Here is an 18296-nt window from a genome sequence, read left to right as displayed (position 1 = left end):
GTCTTGCCATGATCAACGTGGCCAATCGTGCCGATGTTCACATGCGGCTTGGTGCGCTCGAATTTACCTTTTGCCATAGTCTCTTTCCTTGGACGGCCTGGACCTTCAGTTCAGTCGAATGCGGGGCGATTAGCGACAAAGGCCAAAAAACACAAGCGTCTTTTGCCCGGGCGCCTTCTCACTCGGCCCGAACCCGTGATCCGATTGCGGGGATATGGCGCTGATATAGGAACGTGTCGCGTGAAATGGAATGGCCTAAACCCCTGCGCAATCGCGCCGGCCTCCCGCGCCCCGCTCGTCGGTCGCTGTCGGATTTGTCGGCGCTTCATGGCCCATTGCGGCGGTGTTCCCGCTCTGATTTCCTGCACCGATGCATTTCATCCCGACAGCCGTTCGCGGCCCTCTGTTCATGATCGTCTCGACCGGGTCGTATCTCGTCAACGATACGATGATGAAGCTCGCTACGGCGGGCCTGCCGTCCTATGAAGTGCTGTTCCTGCGCGGCGCGGCGGCAGCGCTCTGGGGCTTTCCGCTGCTGTTTGCGCTTGGTTATGGCAAACAGATCCCGCTGATCTTCGACAAGCGCGTGCTGCACCGCAACCTGCTCGAACTGGCCGCCATCCTTTGTTACGTCGTGGCGCTCGCCAACATGCAGATTGCCGATTCCACCGCGCTCGGACAGGTCACGCCGCTGTTGATGCTGGTCGGCTCCTCTATCCTGTTCGGCGAGCGCATCGGCGGCCAGCGCATGGCGCTGATCGGCCTCGGCTTCATCGGCGCGCTGATGGTGGCGCAACCGACAATGCAGGGCATCTCGGTCTATGCCCTGCTGGCGCTCGGCAACGCGGCATTGTCGGCTGCGCGCGATCTCACCGGCAGGCGGGTTCCGGCCGAGGTGCCGGGAATGATCGTGGCGATTTCCGCCGTCGTCGTGGTGCTGATCGGCGCCGGTGCGGCACACCTGGTTTCAGAGCGCTGGATCATGCCCGGAGCACATCATTTGCTGCTCATGGCCGGAGCCGGGTTTTTCCTGATCTTCGGCCATTTCTTCATCTTCATGGCCTATCGCGTCGGGCCGACCAGCGCGGTGGCGCCGTTCTACTACTGCTTCACCGTCTGGGCGATGATTTCGGGCCTGCTGGTGTTCGGACAATTCCCGAACGCGCTGGCGATCTGCGGCATCCTTCTGGTTGTCGGCAGCGGACTGGCCATCGTCTCGCTTGACCAGCGCAGGCGCCGGCTGACTGTCGTCGCCTAAGTCGGCTCCAGTTGCGGCCGATTATCGCCGGGGGTCTCGCCGCAAGCTCAACACGCTGTCCGCGATATCCTCAAGAGGGTCAGATAGGACGCGCCAGACGGCGCTCCGCGGTGGCAAACACCGCCGATGATGGACAGACGACGGCGCATGACCCGAAAGGCGGGATCCGGTTTCGGGAAAGGTCATGGACAAGCGAACGGATAAAATCCCATCCCGAACCTTCGGAATGGGACTGGTGCTAAATAGTCCGCTTGCCGGCGAACTGGTGGTAAGCCCACAACACGACCACGGCGCCCACCACCGCGACGATCAGGCTGTAGATGTTGAGACCGGTCACGCCCGACGCGCCGAAAGCGCTGAAGATCAGGCCGCCGACAATGGCGCCGACAATGCCGAGCACGATATCCATGATCATGCCCTGGCCGCTCTTGTTGACGATCTTGCTGCCAAGAAAGCCGGCGATGACTCCCAGAATAATCCAGCTGATGATTGACATTTTTCCTCTCCAATCCCCTGCCGCGTCCATCATTTTCATATGATTGTCAAAAGCTCAAGCCAGCTTGAAATTCCGCCCGATTGCGTCATTGTGACGATGGGACGGGCTTGGTTGACAAGGAGATCCACGATGGGACTGTTTGACAATGCCGTTCCGGGCGGCAACATCACCAAACCCCTGATGATCGCGCTCGGCGCGCTGCTGGTCGGAAAGATGCTGAGCGGCAGGAGTGCCGAACAGCCGGAGCAACCCCAAGCTCCCGTACCGGCCGAGCCCAGTGAAACCACGGCCGGCGATGGCGGCCTGCTTGGCGGACTGGGCGGCCTGCTCGACAAATTGAAGAACTCCGGCCACGGCAACGTCGCTGATTCCTGGGTCGGCACCGGCCAGAACCAGCCGATCAACGCCAACGACCTGGGCAACGCGATCGGACCGCAGGTCATCCGCGAGATCGCGCAACGGACGGGACTCGACGAGCAGGAACTGCTCAAGCAATTGAGCACGGCCTTGCCTGGCATCGTCGACAAGCTGACGCCGAACGGCCAGGTGCCGCAGCAACACCAGGTCGCGTCGGCCTTCAACAGCTGAAGCGAGCGGACAGCCATCCTCTGGAGCGCTGCGCGACCTGGCCGCGCAGTGTTTCAGCTTGCCGATGGCGTGGGTTGGAGATCTGGAGCGGGTAGCGGGAATCGAACCCGCATATTCAGCTTGGAAGGCTGCTGCTCTACCACTGAGCTATACCCGCGCCGTGCACTGAAGTACCGGATTCCACGGAAAAGCGCCATGCGCTTTTCGCCTCCGATGCTTTCACGTTTCAGGGCTTCCGGGCCGGCAGTGGTGGAGAGGGTTGGATTCGAACCAACGTAGGCTAAGCCAACGGATTTACAGTCCGTCCCCTTTAACCACTCGGGCACCTCTCCAGTCTGCCGCCGGAGCCATGCAACGAGGCATTCTTGCCGATCCGGACCCGAGTATCACTTCTCCGAAATCAGCGAAGCGCCTTATGGCGGCAAGGCCAGTGGGTGTCAACCGCGTGGGAAGGGTTTTTCGATGTTGTTCGCCGGCTACGGCGACGGGCCATATCCCTGGCCGCCGGAGACCGCTATAGAAGCCGGCCATGAGCAACAAGACCGGCACCCCGAAAGACACCCACTACGCCAAGCTGCGTCGTGCACACCGCGACGAAAAGAGCGGCGGCGCGCCGGCGTTCCGGCCGCGCCAGCCCATGCCGCCGGGCGAGAACGCAGCCCACGGGCTGGTGCGGCTCTATGGCCTGCATACGGTGCGCGCGGCACTCGACAATCCGCGCCGCAAGATCCGGAAAATGCTGGTGACGCGCAATGCCGCCGAGCGGCTGGGACTGGCCGACCTCGCGGCTCTGCCCTTCAAGGCGGAACTGGTCGAACCCAGGGACATCGACAAGATCACGGGTTCGGATGCCGTGCACCAAGGCGCGTTGATCGAGGCCGAGCCGCTGAAGCCCAAGCGACTCGACGCTCTCGGCGATACAAAGCTGGTGCTGGTGCTCGACCAGATCACCGATCCGCACAATGTCGGCGCCATCCTACGCTCGGCGGTCGCCTTCGATGCCGGCGCGCTGATCACCACGGCGCGCCACAGCCCGCAGGAATCGGGCGTGCTGGCGAAATCAGCCTCGGGCGCGCTCGAACATATCGACCAGATCGAGGTGAAGAACCTGGCCGACGCGCTCGCGCAACTGCACGAGGCCGGCTTCCAGACAATCGGTCTCGATTCGGACGGCCCGGCCGAACTCGAAACGAGCTTTGCCGGCGACAAGCTTGCCCTGGTGCTGGGCGCGGAAGGCAAGGGCCTGCGCCAGAAGACGCGCGAGACGGTGACGACACTGGCTCGCCTCGACATGCCCGGCGCCATCCGCTCGCTCAACGTGTCGAACGCGGCGGCGGTAAGCCTTTATGCGGCACGGAAATTCTTGAGGCAGTAGGGCAGTACGGCAGTAGGGTTTCCAAATCGGCCGGAACGGGCGGCTCCTACTGCCCTACCTCATGCCCGGCCATCCGCTCCAGCGCCCTGACCAGGGCCGAGTGATCCTCCCTGGCGCCGCCATTGGCCGTGCAGGAATTGAACAGTTGCTGGGTGGTCGACGTGTTGGGCAGGGAGACGCCGAGCGCCCTTGCGCCTTCCAGGGCGAGGTTGAGATCCTTCTGGTGCAGTTCGATGCGGAAACCCGGCGCGAAGGTGCGCCTGACCATGCGTTCGCCATGCACTTCGAGGATGCGCGAGGCGGCCAACCCGCCCATCAGCGCCTGCCTGACCTTGGCGGGGTCGGCGCCGGCTTTTGAAGCAAAAACAAGCGCTTCGGCGACGGCTTCAATGGTCAGCGCGACGACGATCTGGTTGGCGACCTTGGTGGTCTGGCCGACGCCGTTCGGTCCGACCAGGGTGATGTTCTTGCCCATCTTCTCGAAAACGGGCCTGGCGCGCTCGAACGCCCTCTCCTCGCCGCCGACCATGATGGTGAGCGATGCGGCCTTGGCTCCCACCTCGCCGCCCGAGACCGGCGCATCGAGATAGTCGCAGCCCAGTTCGTTGATTTTTTTGGCGAAGACCTTGGTCTCGATCGGTGAGATCGAGCTCATGTCGATGGCCAATTTGCCTTTGGAAAGACCTGATGCGACGCCGTTGTCGCCGAACAGCACCTCGGCTACCTGCGGTGTGTCGGGCACCATGGTGATGATGATATCGGCGGCCTTCGCCACGGCGGCATGGCCGGTGACAGTTTTCAGTCCCTTGGCCACCAGTTCGGCCTGTGGCCTGGAGCGGTGGTCGCTGGCGATCACCGTGTAGCCGGCGTCCAGCAAATGTCCCGCCATCGGCGCGCCCATGATGCCAAGGCCGATGAAGCCGATGGTTTCCATTGTGGTTCTCCGTCTTGTTGAGGTTGCGTTCCTTCACGCCCCCCTCTGGCCTGCCGGCCATCTCCCCCACAGGTGGGGAGATTGGCAGTTTCGGCGCTGGCCCCAACTTTCCCGGTTCAAAATTTAGCGAAGCCGCCGGTGACATCCAACCTCCGCCCTTGGTGGGGGAGATGGCCGACAGGCCAGAGGAGGGCGTGAAGGAACGCGAGTTCGATTTCGACAGCTAAGCCGCCGCGCTTCCCTGCCCGGCCAGTTCCCGGAACCACCCCAACCCTTGCTCAGTTCCGGCCTTCGGCTTGTATTCCGCGCCGACCCAGCCGGAATAACCAATGCGGTCGATATGCTCGTACAGGAAGGGATAGTTGATCTCGCCCGTCCCCGGCTCGTGACGGCCGGGATTGTCCGCAAGCTGGATATGCGCGATGCGGCCGAGGTTTGCCTCGATGGTACGGGCGAGATCCCCCTCCATGATCTGCATGTGGTAGATGTCGTATTGCAGGAACAGGTTCTTCGAGCCGACGCGGTCGATCAGCGCCAGCGCCTGGTCGGAATAATTGAGGAAGAAGCCTGGAATGTCGCGCGTGTTGATCGGCTCGATCAGCAATTTGATACCGGCCTGCTCCAGTTTCTCCGCCGCGAAGGCGAGGTTCTCGGCAAACACATCCTCGAGCACCTTGCGGTCGACGCCGGCGGGCGCGATGCCTGCCAGGCAATTGACCTGTGAGCAGCCGAGCGCCTGCGCGTAGGCGATCGCCTTGGCGATGCCCTGGCGGAATTCCGGCACTCGGTCCGGCAAAACGGCGATACCGCGCTCGCCCTTGCCCCAGTCGCCCGCCGGCAGGTTGAACAGCACCTGTGTCAGGCCGTTCTTCTTCAGCCGCGCGGCCACCACCTCGGGCGCATGGTCGTAGGGGCCTATATATTCAACGCCTTTGAAGCCCGCGCGGGCAGCTGCGTCAAAACGTTCGAGGAAGTCATGCTCGCCAAAGAGCATCGAAAGATTGGCTGAAAAACGCGGCATTCTTTTTGTCCTTCTTCCGTCCTAGTCGAGCATCACGATCGCTGTCGGGGCATCCTCTTGATGTTCGGCAAGGTCTTCGAATTCGGTGATCTTGTCGATCTCGGTGCCCATCGAGATATTGGTGACGCGTTCGAGGATGAATTCGAGCATTACGGGAACCTGATGCTCCTTCATCAGCCGCTGCGCCTCCTTGAAGGCACCGGCGAATTCTTCCGGTTTGCGCACCCTGACCGCCTTGCAGCCCATCGCCTCGGCAACAGCGACGTGGTCGACGCCGTAGCCGGCCTCGGGATCGTCCGATCGGTTGATGTTCTCAAAAGCAAGGCTAACCTCGTAATCCATCGAGAAGCCGCGCTGCGCCTGGCGGATCAGGCCGAGATAGGCATTGTTCACGACGACGTGGATGTAGGGCAGCCTGTGCTGCGCGCCGACCGCCAGTTCCTCGATCATGAACTGGAAGTCATAGTCGCCCGACAGCGCCACGATGGTGCGGTCGGGATCGGCGGCGCGCACGCCAAGGGCTGCCGGCAGTGTCCAGCCGAGCGGGCCGGCCTGGCCGCAATTGATCCAGTTGCGCGGCTTGTAGACATGCAGGAACTGCGCGCCGGCGATCTGCGACAGGCCGATCGTGGTGACGTAGGTGACGTCGCGCCCGAACGCCTTGTTCATCTCCTCATAGACGCGCTGCGGCTTCAGCGGCACCTGGTCGAAATGCGTCTTGCGCTTCATGGTCTTCTTGCGGCCCTGGCATTCCTTCGCCCAGCCCGACCAGTCGCGCAGTCTTCCGGCCGTTTTCCATTCGGTGGCGACGTCGAGCAGCATCTTCAGCGCAGCGCCCGCATCCGAGACGACGCCGAGATCCGGGGCAAACACACGGCCGATCTGCGTCGGCTCGATGTCGACATGGATGAACTTTTTTCCCTTGGTGTAGACATCGACCGAACCGGTGTGGCGGTTGGCCCAGCGGTTGCCGATGCCGAAGACGAAGTCGGCTTCCAGCATCGTCGCGTTGCCATAGCGGTGCGAGGTCTGCAGGCCGCACATGCCGGCCATCAGCCGATGGTCGTCGGGGATCGCGCCCCAGCCCATCAGCGTCGGGATGACGGGCACGCCGGTAATCTCGGCGAATTCTATCAGCAGGTCCGACGCATCGGCATTGATGATGCCGCCGCCGGCGACGATCAGCGGCTTTTCGGCGGCGTTGAGCATCGCCAGCGCCTTCTCGGCCTGGGCGCGCGTCATCGCCGGCTTGAACGGCGCCAGCGGCTCATAGGCGTCGATGTCGAACTCGATCTCGGCCAATTGGACGTCGACCGGCAGGTCGATCAGCACCGGTCCCGGGCGCGAAGACCTCATCAGGTGGAATGCCTTCTGAAGCGCCATCGGCACGAGATAAGGCTCCATGACGGTGACCGCCCATTTGGCGACGGGCGACGCGATGGCGGCGATGTCGACGGCCTGGAAATCCTCCTTGTTCAGCCGCGCCCGCGGCGCCTGGCCGGTGATGCAGAGGATCGGGATGGAATCGGTTGATGCCGAATAGAGCCCGGTGATCATGTCGGTGCCGGCCGGGCCCGACGTGCCGATGCAGAGCCCGATATTACCTGCCTTGGCCCTGGTAAAACCTTCGGCCATGTGCGAGGCGCCCTCCACATGGCGGGCCAGCACATGACGGATGGTGCCCCTCGCCTTCAGGGCCGAGTAGAGCGGATTGATCGCCGCGCCCGGCACGCCGAAGGCGCAGGCGATGCCTTCCTTTTCGAGAACGAGAACCGCCGCATCGACAGCGCGCATCCTGGCCATTGTTCCAGCCCTCCACAGGGTTGTCATTGTTGGATGACCGAGAATGTCAGCAAGCGGCCTATTTTTCAATTTTTTCAAAATATTTTTTCATTTCTAGGAAGCTGCCGTTGCCAATTGATTTCCTTTCTCTTTTTGTTTTCCAAAAAGTGGCAATGCAGAACGCGTGAAAAACTTTTTCATTGTCCGTTCGGGAAAATCGTGCATGATGGCGCCATGGAAACCGCTGAAAAACGCCAGCGCGGCCGGCCGCGCGCCTTCAACGGCCCGTCGGAGGCGGCTTCGGTGCAGTCGTTGGACCGGGCCTTGCGCATCCTGGCCATCGTTGCCGAAGGCAGCGGCCTGTCGCTGAGCGAGATATCGGCTCACAGCGGTCTGGCTGCCTCCACCGCCTACCGCATGCTGACGACGCTCGAAAACCACGGCATGGTCGAGTTCGACAGCTCGGACCAGCTTTGGTCGATCGGCGTCGAGACCTACCGGATGGGCGCGGCGTTCCTGCGCCGCCGCAAGCTGGTCGACCGCGCGCGCATCGTCATGCAGGAGCTGATGGAGAAAACCGGCGAGACCGCCAATCTCGGCGTCGCCGAGGACGATTGCGTGGTGTTCGTCAGCCAGGTCGAGACCCACCAGGCGATCCGCGCCTTCTTCCGACCGGGCACGCGGAGCCCTTTTCACGCATCCGGCATCGGCAAGGCGGTGCTGGCCCATCTCGAGCCGGAGCGCGTCGGAGCCATCCTGCGCAAGGCCGGCCTGCAGCGCTTCACCGACAGGACGCTGTCCGACATCCCTGCCCTCGCGCATGATCTCGCGACGATCAAGCTGCGCGGCTGGTCGGTCGACGACGAGGAACGGCACCCAGGCATGCGCTGCGTGGCATCAGCCATCTTCAACGAATTCGGCGAGCCGATCGGCGGAGTCTCGGTGTCGGGCCCGACGGTTCGGGTGACGCCTGAACGGCTGGCCGAGATCGGCCCGCTGGTGCACAGCGCCGCGGCCGAGGTGACCAAGATGATCGGCGGCGTGCAAACCGGATGATCAACCTGCTCCGGGCAGCGCGCTTCTGCTCGCAAGATCGAAGAAATCGAGCAGGATCGCCATGCCGACACCGCAGGCGGTGAAGACGAGGCCGGTGATGAAGATGCGGTTGGCGCGTTCATAGGCGCTCAGCCGCAGGCACTTTGTGTCGAGCAGAAGCGACAATGCCCGCATCTGCAAGGCGATGCCGGCCAGGATGGGCAGCACGGCGACGAGATGATAGGTCTGCCACGGGATCGGATTGGCGGCCCAATGCGTGATGAATCCCAGCGAAAACGCCAGCAGGATGCCGACGGCCGTGACCGTGCCGTTGCGGAAAATGATTTCGACCTGTTCCTCTTTCGGGTCCTGCTCGTCCAAGGATCACCCTCCCCCATATCGCCCGCAGATCATCGCCAAAGCAGATTAGGCCTTCGGGAAATGCCTGTACATTGCCGATCGCATCGACAAAACCGAGGACTTTCAGGCATCTCATTGAAAGTCGGCTATCCAACAGGCGTGCCGCTGTCCAAGCAATAGAAAAGAGGCTCGCCTGAGCCCCTCTTCTGGTGCTGAACGGTGCTCCTCCTCTCAGAGACGGCAGTAATGGCGATAGCCGTCGTAACCGATGTAGGTGTCGGAGTCCGGATCGTAGCTCGAATAGCGATCGAAGCAGCGGCGGACGTGCCACGAGCCGCCGTCCTCATCCACATAGACAGCGCGGGGCTGGGCAAGCAGGCTGCCCAGGACAAAACCGCCGACGCCGGCGGCGATGCCGATGCCGAGGCCATGGTGGTGGTGATGCGAATGAGCCGCCGAAGGCTGAACGGTGCCGACCAAAGCGGTGGCGGCGACGGTGGTGGCGATGAGGCTGGAAACGAGTGCGCGCTTGAACATGATGATCTCCTTGCTTCGTTTGGAGAGGCGACCCATCCGCCTCTTGATCATCTGTCGTTCGGCACAAGAAAAAGGTTCGAATCTTTTTTGAACGTGAACCGAGGAGGTCGTGCTGACGGCGGCCTGCAAGGGCCTGGCTAGACATTGATGACCGGTCCCATTTCGCCCAACGAAAAAGGACGGCCGAAGCCGCCCTTTCGGGAGAATTGGGTCCCTCCATCAAAGAAAGATGATCACCTTGCCGTGCTTGTGGTAATGATGGTTATGGTGCTTCCACCAAAACTTCTTGAAGTGCTTCTTGTGATGGTTGTGGTGATGATGGTGGCCGTGCATGCCGTGGGCCGACGACGTGCCGACGGTGCCGGCGAGCGCGCCGGTGGCGACGAAAATGGCAACGAGGCCTGAAACGAGAGTGCGCTGGAACATGATGATCTCCTGGATCTTTTGATCGAGGCGACCCATTCGCCTCTGACCATCAGTCGGCGCGGCGCGGGAAAAGGTTCGAAAGGTGGAGGAGATTTTTTTCGGCAAGGCCGGAGACGGGATGAATCGTGAGTAGTGAGTAGTGAGTAGTAGGCTATGAGCAGCAGGCTGACTACTGACTACTGACTACTGACTACTGACTACTATTCACCACCCCATGCCCGTGACATGGCGCAGCCAGAAGGCGAGCGCGATGAAGCCGATGATGGTGGTGACGCCGGTCCAGTCGATATTGGCGTTCTTGACGCTCCTGATAAGCTTCACCAGAAGCATCCAGGCTATGACGACGATCGGCAGGATGATGACAAATCTGATCATGCGACAGCCTCGCCCAAGCGATTGCACCTGCCGTAGATATAGGAAGCGAATTGGCCGTTTTCAGGATGCCGTGCCTGTTGCCCGGCAGCGTTCATGAGCGCCTCAAAACCGACATTTGTCTTTACTGGCGCCGCAAATATGGCTAACCGGTGCCGCATGCCCTTGTAGCTCAGCTGGTAGAGCAGCGGTTTTGTAAACCGAAGGTCGCGGGTTCGATTCCTGCCGGGGGCACCACCCTTCGCTCTGTACGGCCCGGAGACATAGGTAACAGAATGTACCTAAGACATGGGTGACAACCTCGTGCCGAACGGGTTGTCGATGGTCTGCAAGGTCCTCTGTTCCAAGTCGATATACCCCAGATCATAGTGCATGAAGGAGACGAGCCAAATGCCGTCGTCGACTTCGCTGATTCCGAGCCTCTGGCCGGCGAGCACGGTGGAGATGTTGATTTTCTTCCTGTGCATGCAGATGCGGCCGCAGGCGGTGACGAGGATGTCCTTGTCATGGAAGGGATATTCCAGCCCGGGGAGGCCTTGATAGGCTCTTGAAGAGCCTCTGTAGAGCTCGGCTGGCACCTTCATGCCGATGGCCTCGTGGGGCCTCTCGTCATTGAATTCGCTCATGAAAGCATCGAACCTGGCCTGCTGCTGCAGGACGTTCATGCCCGGCGGCCGGGTCGTTTCGGCCTTGAGCGTGCGGTGCATGCGCCCATGGCGAGCGTTCTCGTGCGGGTTGCCGGGTCTGATGCGCTCGATGGCGATGCCGAGCCTCAGCCAGAACACCGACAGCCTCGATAGATTGTAGAGGCCGTTGGGGCTTGCGAAAGGAAGGCCATTGTCGCTTCTAATCGCTTCCGGCAGGCCACGTTCCTTGAAGAGCCGGACGAAAGCCTCAAGGACGGGAATCTCCTTTGTCGAGTCAAGGGCTTCGCAGGCCAGCAGATAGCGTGAAGCCTGGTCGGTGACGGTCAGGGGGTAACAGTAGCGGCCGTTGCCGAGCTTGAACTCGCCCTTGAAATCGGCGCACCAGAGATCGTTGGGCTGCATCGCCTGTGACAGTTGCGTGCCCGCGGCCTTGTTCGCCCGGTTCCTCTTGCGGGCCTGGCTCACAAGGCCGTGGCGGTCGAGCACGGCATGAACTGTGCTCTTGGCCGGAATGCGCACGTCGCCGGCCAGTTTCCTGATCAGCAACTCCCTGATCTTCCTGGCGCCCCAGTGCGGCTTCTCTTGCTTGTTTTCCACAATCATCCGCTCGATCTGGACCGGCAGTTGGTTGGCATAGCGCACCGGCCGCCGAGAGCGGTCCGTCAGTGCCTCAGGGCCCTCATCCTTGTAGCGATTGAAGATCTTGTAGCCCGTCTTGCGCGAGATGCCGAACTCCCGGCACACATCGCTCATGCCTTCCCCGTCCAGAAGACGGGCCACGAAGCGTAGACGTTCCTCCATCACCGAACACTCTCTCCACGGCATCAACACCTCCGGCCAAAAGCCAAAAGTGTTACCCATGTGTCCGGTACAAAACGTCACCTATGTCTCGGGTCGCTCACTCTTCAAGCTTCGGGTGGCAGGCCACCCAGCCCGTTATAAGAACACCAGATCTCGCAAAACGAAGGAGTGTCCTCCGAAGCCTGTCGCAGGAGGACTGCTCATGCGAAGAGGCGAAACCCAGCGGACTTTCGCTAGGAGGCTGTCGCGACCTGGCCGGCTGCCACTTCGCCGCCGAACGTGTTCTTCACCCTGACGGACTTGTAGACGTAGGCGACCCAAGCCCCGGTGAGGATGAACGACAGGACGGGTGTCGCCAGCGCATCTCCAGCAAGGATCTGGCTCACCGGGACGCCCAGAGTTGATGAGATCAAGATCGTGTCCAGGACGAACACAACCGGTATCGCAATCCACTGAACCAGAAACAATTGTGGAAAGCGTCGGCTTCGCCGCAGCATCGAAATGAGCACAACCAGTTGAAGCGCCAGAAATGCCAGATTGAGGGCAACCTCGCTATACACCGCAACCAGTCCATTTGGCAGGGGCATGAGTTGCCGGTAACCCTCGGCCGAATTGGCCAAGTCGGCGAGCGTGCGCAGCGGCGACAAAACCTGACCGATCGCAAGCAGCATAAGCCAGCCACCGAATCCTACAAGAGCCGCCGGGCCCTGTGACGGCTTCACGGCTGAGCGAACCGCAAAGAAAACAGGCACGCCGATGATCAGCAGTACGATCGTCCAATGCCAGATTGAAAACGTCCCCATTAACCTCTCCCCTTCGCACTCCTATAAGTTGTATCAGATTTCAAATTCAACTCAAGAGGCGACTTCGCGTGCAATGTGGTCGGTGCCGAAGCGGCGACTTTCTCCTGCTGTCCTGAGTCTCGAGCCGCAACCCGGAACCAAACCCGGCCGGAGACGGTTAACGATCGAAGGGACCGCAAACTCTGTAGCGGAACAATGATCGAACTCTTGGACATGGAACTGGCCAGAGCCAGGCAGCGGATTGGCCGAGCGGTACTCGCCCTCAAACGAGCGGAAGAAATGCTGGACGGAGACTGTGGCGTCGGCATCAATCTCGCGCTTTGCAGCAGGATAAGGTCCGCGCAGCGGCGCGTCACCGAAGCGCGAGAGCGCCTGACGAAGATCGATCCGACCGATCACTGATTTTTACCTGCGACACTGCGGCCGCGTCTTTCCTTTCGGTCGATGCTTCGAAGGAATCGCTGATTAGGCCCAGCGGCTACGCTGCCCTGTGCGCGGGGCCCGGCGGTGTAGACGGGCGCCGCCGTTGGCACTCATCGTCAGTCACACTGGCAGCGGAAGCTGGTTCATGCCGCGGTCGCTTCCATCCTCACATCCCGATCGCCGCCACCAGGATCCGGTTCTGCCGTCGGATCGCCGCGCGCAGTTCCGCTATCCTTGCCTCGTCGCGCTTCACGAACTCGATGAACATCATGTTCATGTTGTTGAAGACCAGCTCACCCACCGCCTGCCCGTCGATGTCGCGCCGCACCAGGCCGATCTCCTGCAGCCTTGCGATCAGGGCACGGATCTGTTGCGTCAGAGCGCGGTCGAGCGCCGTGTAGGCTTGGCCGAACGGGCTGTCGGGCAGTTGCGTCGAGATCGCCATCGCCTGGCGCCACATCTCCTTGCTGAGATAGTGCAAGGAGTGCTCGATATAGATGCCGATCAGCGTGTCCAGCGCATCGCCGACATTGGCCGGTGGGCTGTCGACCACGCCTCGCCCGGCATTCAGCACCTCGTTGACCTCCATGGAGACGATGGCGCCGAGGATGTCGCCCTTATTCTGGTAGTAATTGTAAATCGTCCCGATCGACACTTCGGCCTGGGCGGCGATCGTCTCGATCTTGGCACCTTCATAACCGGCCTCGCGGAAAAGCTCGGCCGCCGCCTCGATGATGCGGCGGTGCCGGTCGGCCTTTTGCCTTGCCCTCAATCCACTCATGCCGGCTGGTCTGCCACAAAAACAGAATTGACTCAATTTTAGAATTGGTTCAACTTTTTGCAAGAAGCCACAAAGGCAAGGGAGAACACTCGATGTCCGCACGATCCGCAGCCAACAATCCGCTTTCAATCCTGAAGAGACATCTGGGCGCCGCTTGCGGCGCCACGGCGCTGGTGCTCTCAGCAGCCGGCGCCAGCCAGGCCGCCGATCTCAACGCCCTGATCTGGTGCGATCATGCCGACCCGGCGCTGCTGCAGCCCTTCGAAGAGGCCAACAACATCAAGGTCAACGTCAAGGAATTCGAGGGCACCGGCGCGGGGCTCGCCATCGTCGAACAGTCGCAACCCGGCGACTGGGACGTGATGGTGATCGACAGCATCGACGTGCCGCGCGGCGTGGAAAAAGGCCTGTTCGAGCCGCTGCCGGAGGACAAGCTGCCGTTGGGCGACCTCTTTCCGCAGGTGAAGATGGACAACTCTACCGTGGTCGGCGGCAAGCGCTACGGCATCACCGAAAAGTTCGGCTACAACACGATCGGCTTCAACAAGACCAAGGTCGACCCGGCCGACATGCAATCCTTGGCGTCGCTGACAAGCGACAAGTACAAGCGCAAGGTCGCCATCTACGATTATTACCTGCCGGTCATCGGCATGGCGGCACTCGCCATCGGCAAGAAAACGGCTGAACTCACCGAGGCCGATCTTCCCGCCCTCAAGGCCGAACTGCTCAAGATGAAGGCCAACGCCAAGCTGGTCGGCGAGGTGACCGCCAGCCAGACAGCGCTCGCCACCGGTGAAGTCGATATTCTGGTCGGCGGCGGCGAATGGGTGACGGCGGGCCTGGCCAAGGAGAACCCGGCGCTGGACTTCTCGATCCCCAAGGAGGGAGCGGTGCTGTGGTCGCAGTCGCTCGCCATGTTCAAGGACTCCAAGAACAAGGACGTGGCGCTGAAATTCATCCAGTACATCATGAGCCCGGAAGGCCAGGCGCGTCTTGCCACATCCTCCTGCTATTGGGGCATGCCGGCGAACAGCAAGGCGGCACTCACCGACGACCAGAAGAAGATCCTGCGCTTCGACGAGCAGCCCGAATTCCTTGCCCGCGCCCAGGCCTATCCGGCGCCGAACGCCGACCTCGACAAGAAGATGCAGGACATGTGGACCGAGATGCTGCAGGCGCAGTAGACGGGCGTCGTGAGCACCGCAAACAAGGCCCTGCCCTGGGCGCTGGTTACGCCGGCGCTCGGCTGGACCTTGCTGTTCTTCGTGTTGCCTTTCATTGCCATGGGGCTTTCCAGCCTGACGTCGCATGAGGGCGGCGGCTTCACATCAGCCAATTACAGCCAGTTCTTCACCAATCCTGCCTATTGGCAAGCGATGGTGAATTCGCTGGAGGTGACGGCGATCGTCACCGTGGTCTCGGTGCTGCTCGCCTATCCTTTCGCGTGGATCCTGGCCGAACAGGTGCCGGAACGCTGGCAGCGGCTGGCGCTGATGCTGGCCGTGCTGCCGTTCTGGACGTCCTATGTCGTGCGCTCCTATTCCTGGCTTCTGGTGCTGGCGCAGAACGGCGTCATCAACCGGACGCTGACCGGCATCGGCTTGACCAGCGAACCGCTGCAGCTCGCCAATACGCGCTTCGCCACCGTGACCGGCTTCGTGCATTTCTTCGTCATGCTTTTGACGCTGACGATCTTCGCCAATTTGAAGCAGCTCAGTCCGAGCTACCGCAAGGCCGCCGCTGATCTCGGCGCCGGGCCGGTGCGCACCTTCCTGCATGTCATCCTGCCGCTGACCTTGCCCGGCATCATGGTCGGCGCCTTCCTGACCTTCGTGCTGTGCATCGGCGACTACATCACGCCGCAAATCCTGGGCGGCAACAACGAGCTGGTCATGCCGCAACTGGTGATGATGCAGATCGGCCGGCGCGGCGATTTTCCGCTGGCCTCCGCCCTGTCGATTATCCTGATGGCGGTCGTGACCATCGCCTATCTCGCCTGCGCCCGCTGGCTGAAGATCGAGCGGGCCTGAGATGCGCCTGATCGTCCGAACCGCTTCCTGTCTCTACGCGATCGCCATCTATTCCTTCATTTTCCTGCCGGTGGTCGTGCTCGTGCTGTTCTCGCTGCAGGCAACCTCCTTCCCCATCCCGCCCTTCACCGGCCCGTCGCTGCGCTGGTACCAGGCCGTCCTGTCCGATACGCGGCTGACCTCGGCGCTGGTGAACTCGCTGCTGGTGGCCGTGCTTTCGTCGCTCGCGGCCGTCACGCTCGGCTTCCTCAGCGCCTGGGCGTTCGCGCGTTTCGTGCTGCCGGGTTCGGCCCTGCTGCGAGGGTTGATCACGCTACCGCTTACCGTCAGCTATCTCATCATCGGCATGGGGCTGCTGGTGCTGTTCAACTGGGCCGGCGTGCCGAAATCGCTGATGGCCGCCGGCATCGGCCATGTCGTGATCAACCTGCCGCTCTGCTTCGCCATCGTCTACAGCCAGATGGGCGACCACCAGATCAACATCGAGCGCGCCGCGCGCGATCTCGGCGCGCCGGAATGGAAAGTGCTGCTCTTGATTACTGTGCCTGTCATGGCGCCGGCCATCTTCGCCGGCTTCTTCCTGTCGATGACCTTTTCCTGGGACGAATTCGTGATCTCCTTCCTGCTGACACGCTTCGAAACCACGCTGCCGGTCGAAATCTGGAATCTGCTGCGCTCTGGCCTCAACCCCAAGACCAACGCAGTCGGCTCGCTGGTGTTCGCCGTTTCCATCGTGCTGGTGGTGCTGTTCGAATTGACATTGCTGCGGAGGAAGCCGGCATGAGCGCGCCCCTGGTCGACATCCGCGGGGTCTCGCACCGTTTCGGCCAGCTGGCGGTGCTGAAAGACGTATCGCTGCGGATCGAGCCCGGTAGCTACACCATCCTGCTCGGACCGTCGGGCTCCGGCAAGACGACGCTTTTGTCGATTTTGGGCGGCTTCGTCACACCGAGCGAAGGCAAGGTGTTCATCCGAGGCGAGGACTGCACCGCCGTTCCGCCGGCAAAGCGCCCGACAACGACGGTGTTCCAGGATTATGCGCTGTTTCCGCATATGAGCGTCGGCGGCAATGTCGGTTTTGGCCTGCGCATGCAAGGCGTCGATGGCGCGACACGCGCCGCGCGGGCGCGTGAGACGCTGGCGCTAGTCGGGCTGGATGCCGCCTTCGACAAGAAGCCGCACCAGCTCTCCGGCGGCCAGCGGCAGCGCGTAGCGCTGGCGCGCGCACTGGTGATCGAGCCCGCCGTGCTGCTGCTCGACGAGCCGCTCGGCGCGCTCGACCTCAAGCTGCGCCGGCAGATGCAGGACGAATTGAAAGCGATCCAGAAGCGCGTCGGCACCGCCTTCATCCATGTCACCCACGACCAGGAAGAAGCGATGGCGCTGGCCGACCACTGCGTGGTGATGAGTGACGGCCGCATCGAGGACGAAGGGCCGCCCGAACGCGTCTATGCGCGCCCAAAGACACGCTTTTCGGCGACTTTCATGGGCGAGAGCACCATTCTTCGCGGAACGGTGGCGGAGATGATGGACAGGACAAGCACTGTCGCAACACAGGTCGGGCCGGTCTCGGCGTCCGGAGCGTTGCCGGTGGGATCGGCGGTTGCCTTGGCCATCCGGCCGGAGCACCTTGCCCTGGGCGCGACCTCAGGCGCCACAAAGCTGGGCAAGGCGCAGGTCAGCGATGTCGTTTTCCAGGGCAGCTTCAAGCGCGTGCTCGCGGTCTCCACTGAAGACGCCACGCTGCAATTCATCGCCAAACTGCCCGCGACGTCCGTCGTGCAGCCGGGCGACACGGTCTCGGTTTCCTGCGATACAGACAAGATCATCCTGCTGACGGATTGAACATGGGCATGCTTGCGGTCGTCGACGCACCTGACTGGTACGAAACCATCCGCATGGGCGACGGTGTCACGCTGATCCACGAGCCATGGATCAAACCGTTCTTCCGCTGTAATATGTGGCATGTGCGCGGTCGCGACCGCGACCTGCTGTTCGATACCGGGCTTGGCCATTTCAGCCTCAGGCGCCATGTGCCGCTGGTCAGCGAGCGCAAGCTCACCTGCGTCGCCAGCCACACGCATTTCGATCATATAGGCTGCCACCATGAATTTCCCGACCGCTGCGTGCACCGCGCCGAGGCGGAGATTCTGACCGATCCGCGCAACGAATGGACGGTGGCTGACCGCTACGCCAATGAAGAGATGTTCGATCGCCAGCCACAAGGTTGGGATACGGCGCGCTATCGCATCATGCCCGCCCCGGCGGACCGCCTGCTCGAACATGGCGATATCGTCGACCTCGGCGATCGCGCCTTCGAGGTGATCCACACGCCCGGCCATTCGCCAGGCGGTATCGCTCTGTACGAGAAGAAGACCCGCATCCTGCTTTCCGGCGACATCATCTATGACGGCCCGCTGATCGACGACGTCTACCATTCCGATATCGATGATTATTTGCAGACGCTGCTTGCCATGCGCGACCTCGACGTCTCGGTCGTGCATGGCGGCCATTTCCCGAGTTTCGGCAAGATGCGCTATCGCCAGCTGATCGACGAGTATCTGGCACAGAAACGCCAGGCCGGCTGCCATCTGCAACCACGCTCCTAACAATCAGCTTGTTTTGAT

21 protein-coding genes, 3 tRNA genes and 1 pseudogene are annotated in these 18296 nt (G+C 61.8%); 10 read left to right on the top strand and 15 right to left on the bottom strand.

Annotated features, from left to right (window positions below):
- Positions 1-77, bottom strand: a pseudogene (locus FJ959_RS20665) (elongation factor Tu); the annotation flags it as partial.
- Between the two features lie 293 nt (positions 78-370).
- Here FJ959_RS20665 and FJ959_RS20660 point away from each other — a divergent pair.
- The gene (locus tag FJ959_RS20660; protein ID WP_140493546.1) at positions 371-1258 is read left to right on the top strand and encodes a DMT family transporter; all 888 of its coding nucleotides are present in this window, start codon (positions 371-373) and stop codon (positions 1256-1258) included.
- 238 nt (positions 1259-1496) lie between these two features.
- Here FJ959_RS20660 and FJ959_RS20655 read toward each other — a convergent pair whose 3' ends face one another.
- Positions 1497-1754 carry a GlsB/YeaQ/YmgE family stress response membrane protein gene (locus FJ959_RS20655; protein ID WP_140493554.1) on the bottom strand — a complete coding sequence of 86 codons (258 nt, stop codon included), beginning with the start codon at positions 1752-1754 and terminating at the stop codon, positions 1497-1499.
- A 129-nt stretch (positions 1755-1883) separates the two neighbouring features.
- Here FJ959_RS20655 and FJ959_RS20650 point away from each other — a divergent pair, with 129 nt between their 5' ends.
- Positions 1884-2342 carry a YidB family protein gene (locus FJ959_RS20650; protein ID WP_140493557.1) on the top strand — a complete coding sequence of 153 codons (459 nt, stop codon included), beginning with the start codon at positions 1884-1886 and terminating at the stop codon, positions 2340-2342.
- Between the two features lie 83 nt (positions 2343-2425).
- Here FJ959_RS20650 and FJ959_RS20645 read toward each other — a convergent pair.
- Positions 2426-2499 (bottom strand) — tRNA-Gly (locus tag FJ959_RS20645).
- A gap of 90 nt (positions 2500-2589) precedes the next feature.
- Positions 2590-2674 (bottom strand) — tRNA-Tyr (locus tag FJ959_RS20640).
- 197 nt (positions 2675-2871) lie between these two features.
- Between FJ959_RS20640 and FJ959_RS20635 the strand changes: the two genes are divergently transcribed.
- The gene (locus tag FJ959_RS20635) at positions 2872-3717 is read left to right on the top strand and encodes an RNA methyltransferase (protein ID WP_140564605.1); all 846 of its coding nucleotides are present in this window, start codon (positions 2872-2874) and stop codon (positions 3715-3717) included.
- A gap of 46 nt (positions 3718-3763) precedes the next feature.
- Here the strand turns inward: FJ959_RS20635 and FJ959_RS20630 are convergent, their stop codons facing one another.
- The 3 genes from FJ959_RS20630 to gcl all read right to left on the bottom strand — a co-directional run bounded on the left by FJ959_RS20630 (position 3764) and on the right by gcl (position 7475).
- Positions 3764-4651 carry a 2-hydroxy-3-oxopropionate reductase gene (locus FJ959_RS20630; protein ID WP_140558704.1) on the bottom strand — a complete coding sequence of 296 codons (888 nt, stop codon included), beginning with the start codon at positions 4649-4651 and terminating at the stop codon, positions 3764-3766.
- 223 nt (positions 4652-4874) lie between these two features.
- A complete protein-coding gene (gene hyi / locus FJ959_RS20620; protein WP_140525530.1) occupies positions 4875-5672 on the bottom strand; it encodes a hydroxypyruvate isomerase in 798 nt (265 codons plus the stop codon).
- Between the two features lie 21 nt (positions 5673-5693).
- The gene (gene gcl, locus FJ959_RS20615) at positions 5694-7475 is read right to left on the bottom strand and encodes a glyoxylate carboligase (RefSeq protein ID WP_140631726.1); all 1782 of its coding nucleotides are present in this window, start codon (positions 7473-7475) and stop codon (positions 5694-5696) included.
- 213 nt (positions 7476-7688) lie between these two features.
- Between gcl and bhcR the strand changes: the two genes are divergently transcribed.
- Positions 7689-8510 carry an HTH-type transcriptional regulator BhcR gene (bhcR, locus tag FJ959_RS20610; RefSeq protein WP_140493574.1) on the top strand — a complete coding sequence of 274 codons (822 nt, stop codon included), beginning with the start codon at positions 7689-7691 and terminating at the stop codon, positions 8508-8510.
- On the opposite strand, the gene FJ959_RS20605 is transcribed toward bhcR, so the two are convergent.
- The 4 genes from FJ959_RS20605 to FJ959_RS20590 all read right to left on the bottom strand — a co-directional run bounded on the left by FJ959_RS20605 (position 8511) and on the right by FJ959_RS20590 (position 10187).
- Complete coding sequence (locus tag FJ959_RS20605; protein WP_140493579.1) at positions 8511-8870, bottom strand: hypothetical protein; 360 nt, start codon at positions 8868-8870, stop codon at positions 8511-8513.
- Between the two features lie 210 nt (positions 8871-9080).
- Positions 9081-9386 carry a BA14K family protein gene (locus FJ959_RS20600; RefSeq protein WP_140493582.1) on the bottom strand — a complete coding sequence of 102 codons (306 nt, stop codon included), beginning with the start codon at positions 9384-9386 and terminating at the stop codon, positions 9081-9083.
- A gap of 219 nt (positions 9387-9605) precedes the next feature.
- Positions 9606-9812, bottom strand: coding sequence for a hypothetical protein (locus FJ959_RS20595; protein ID WP_140493585.1), 207 nt, complete (start codon positions 9810-9812; stop codon positions 9606-9608).
- 204 nt (positions 9813-10016) lie between these two features.
- On the bottom strand, positions 10017-10187 hold the full coding sequence (locus tag FJ959_RS20590) for a hypothetical protein (RefSeq protein ID WP_140493589.1): 171 nt from the start codon (positions 10185-10187) through the stop codon (positions 10017-10019).
- 158 nt (positions 10188-10345) lie between these two features.
- Here FJ959_RS20590 and FJ959_RS20585 point away from each other — a divergent pair.
- A tRNA-Thr gene (locus FJ959_RS20585) sits at positions 10346-10421 on the top strand.
- A 44-nt stretch (positions 10422-10465) separates the two neighbouring features.
- Here the strand turns inward: FJ959_RS20585 and FJ959_RS20580 are convergent.
- The 4 genes from FJ959_RS20580 to FJ959_RS20565 form a co-directional block, all read right to left on the bottom strand.
- Positions 10466-11656 (bottom strand): helix-turn-helix domain-containing protein, encoded by a 1191-nt coding sequence (locus tag FJ959_RS20580; protein ID WP_140631723.1) that lies wholly within the window; start codon positions 11654-11656, stop codon positions 10466-10468.
- A 209-nt stretch (positions 11657-11865) separates the two neighbouring features.
- Positions 11866-12435 (bottom strand): DUF2569 family protein, encoded by a 570-nt coding sequence (locus tag FJ959_RS20575; RefSeq protein WP_140493595.1) that lies wholly within the window; start codon positions 12433-12435, stop codon positions 11866-11868.
- Positions 12436-12486: 51 nt separating this feature from the next.
- Complete coding sequence (locus FJ959_RS31870; protein WP_181171933.1) at positions 12487-12834, bottom strand: hypothetical protein; 348 nt, start codon at positions 12832-12834, stop codon at positions 12487-12489.
- 190 nt (positions 12835-13024) lie between these two features.
- Positions 13025-13639 (bottom strand): TetR/AcrR family transcriptional regulator, encoded by a 615-nt coding sequence (locus tag FJ959_RS20565; RefSeq protein WP_140493601.1) that lies wholly within the window; start codon positions 13637-13639, stop codon positions 13025-13027.
- A 92-nt stretch (positions 13640-13731) separates the two neighbouring features.
- Between FJ959_RS20565 and FJ959_RS20560 the strand changes: the two genes are divergently transcribed.
- Genes FJ959_RS20560 through FJ959_RS20540 form a run of 5 tightly spaced genes read left to right on the top strand, consistent with a single transcriptional unit; the run spans position 13732 to position 18278 of the window.
- Positions 13732-14823, top strand: coding sequence for a spermidine/putrescine ABC transporter substrate-binding protein (locus FJ959_RS20560; RefSeq protein ID WP_140631721.1), 1092 nt, complete (start codon positions 13732-13734; stop codon positions 14821-14823).
- Positions 14824-14832: 9 nt separating this feature from the next.
- Positions 14833-15669, top strand: a complete 837-nt coding sequence (locus FJ959_RS20555) for an ABC transporter permease (protein WP_140493607.1) — start codon at positions 14833-14835, stop codon at positions 15667-15669.
- Position 15670: 1 nt separating this feature from the next.
- A complete protein-coding gene (locus FJ959_RS20550) occupies positions 15671-16453 on the top strand; it encodes an ABC transporter permease (protein ID WP_140493610.1) in 783 nt (260 codons plus the stop codon).
- Positions 16450-17514 (top strand): ABC transporter ATP-binding protein, encoded by a 1065-nt coding sequence (locus FJ959_RS20545; RefSeq protein WP_140493613.1) that lies wholly within the window; start codon positions 16450-16452, stop codon positions 17512-17514. The genes FJ959_RS20550 and FJ959_RS20545 overlap by 4 nt, the downstream gene beginning before the upstream one ends.
- Before the next feature lie 2 nt (positions 17515-17516).
- Complete coding sequence (locus FJ959_RS20540) at positions 17517-18278, top strand: MBL fold metallo-hydrolase (protein WP_140558696.1); 762 nt, start codon at positions 17517-17519, stop codon at positions 18276-18278.
- The last annotated feature ends 18 nt before the right edge of the window (positions 18279-18296 follow it).

The organism is Mesorhizobium sp. B2-2-4 (assembly GCF_006442375.1).
In the GTDB taxonomy this organism is placed as follows: domain Bacteria; phylum Pseudomonadota; class Alphaproteobacteria; order Rhizobiales; family Rhizobiaceae; genus Mesorhizobium.
This window is presented reverse-complemented; position numbering and strand designations above follow the sequence as displayed.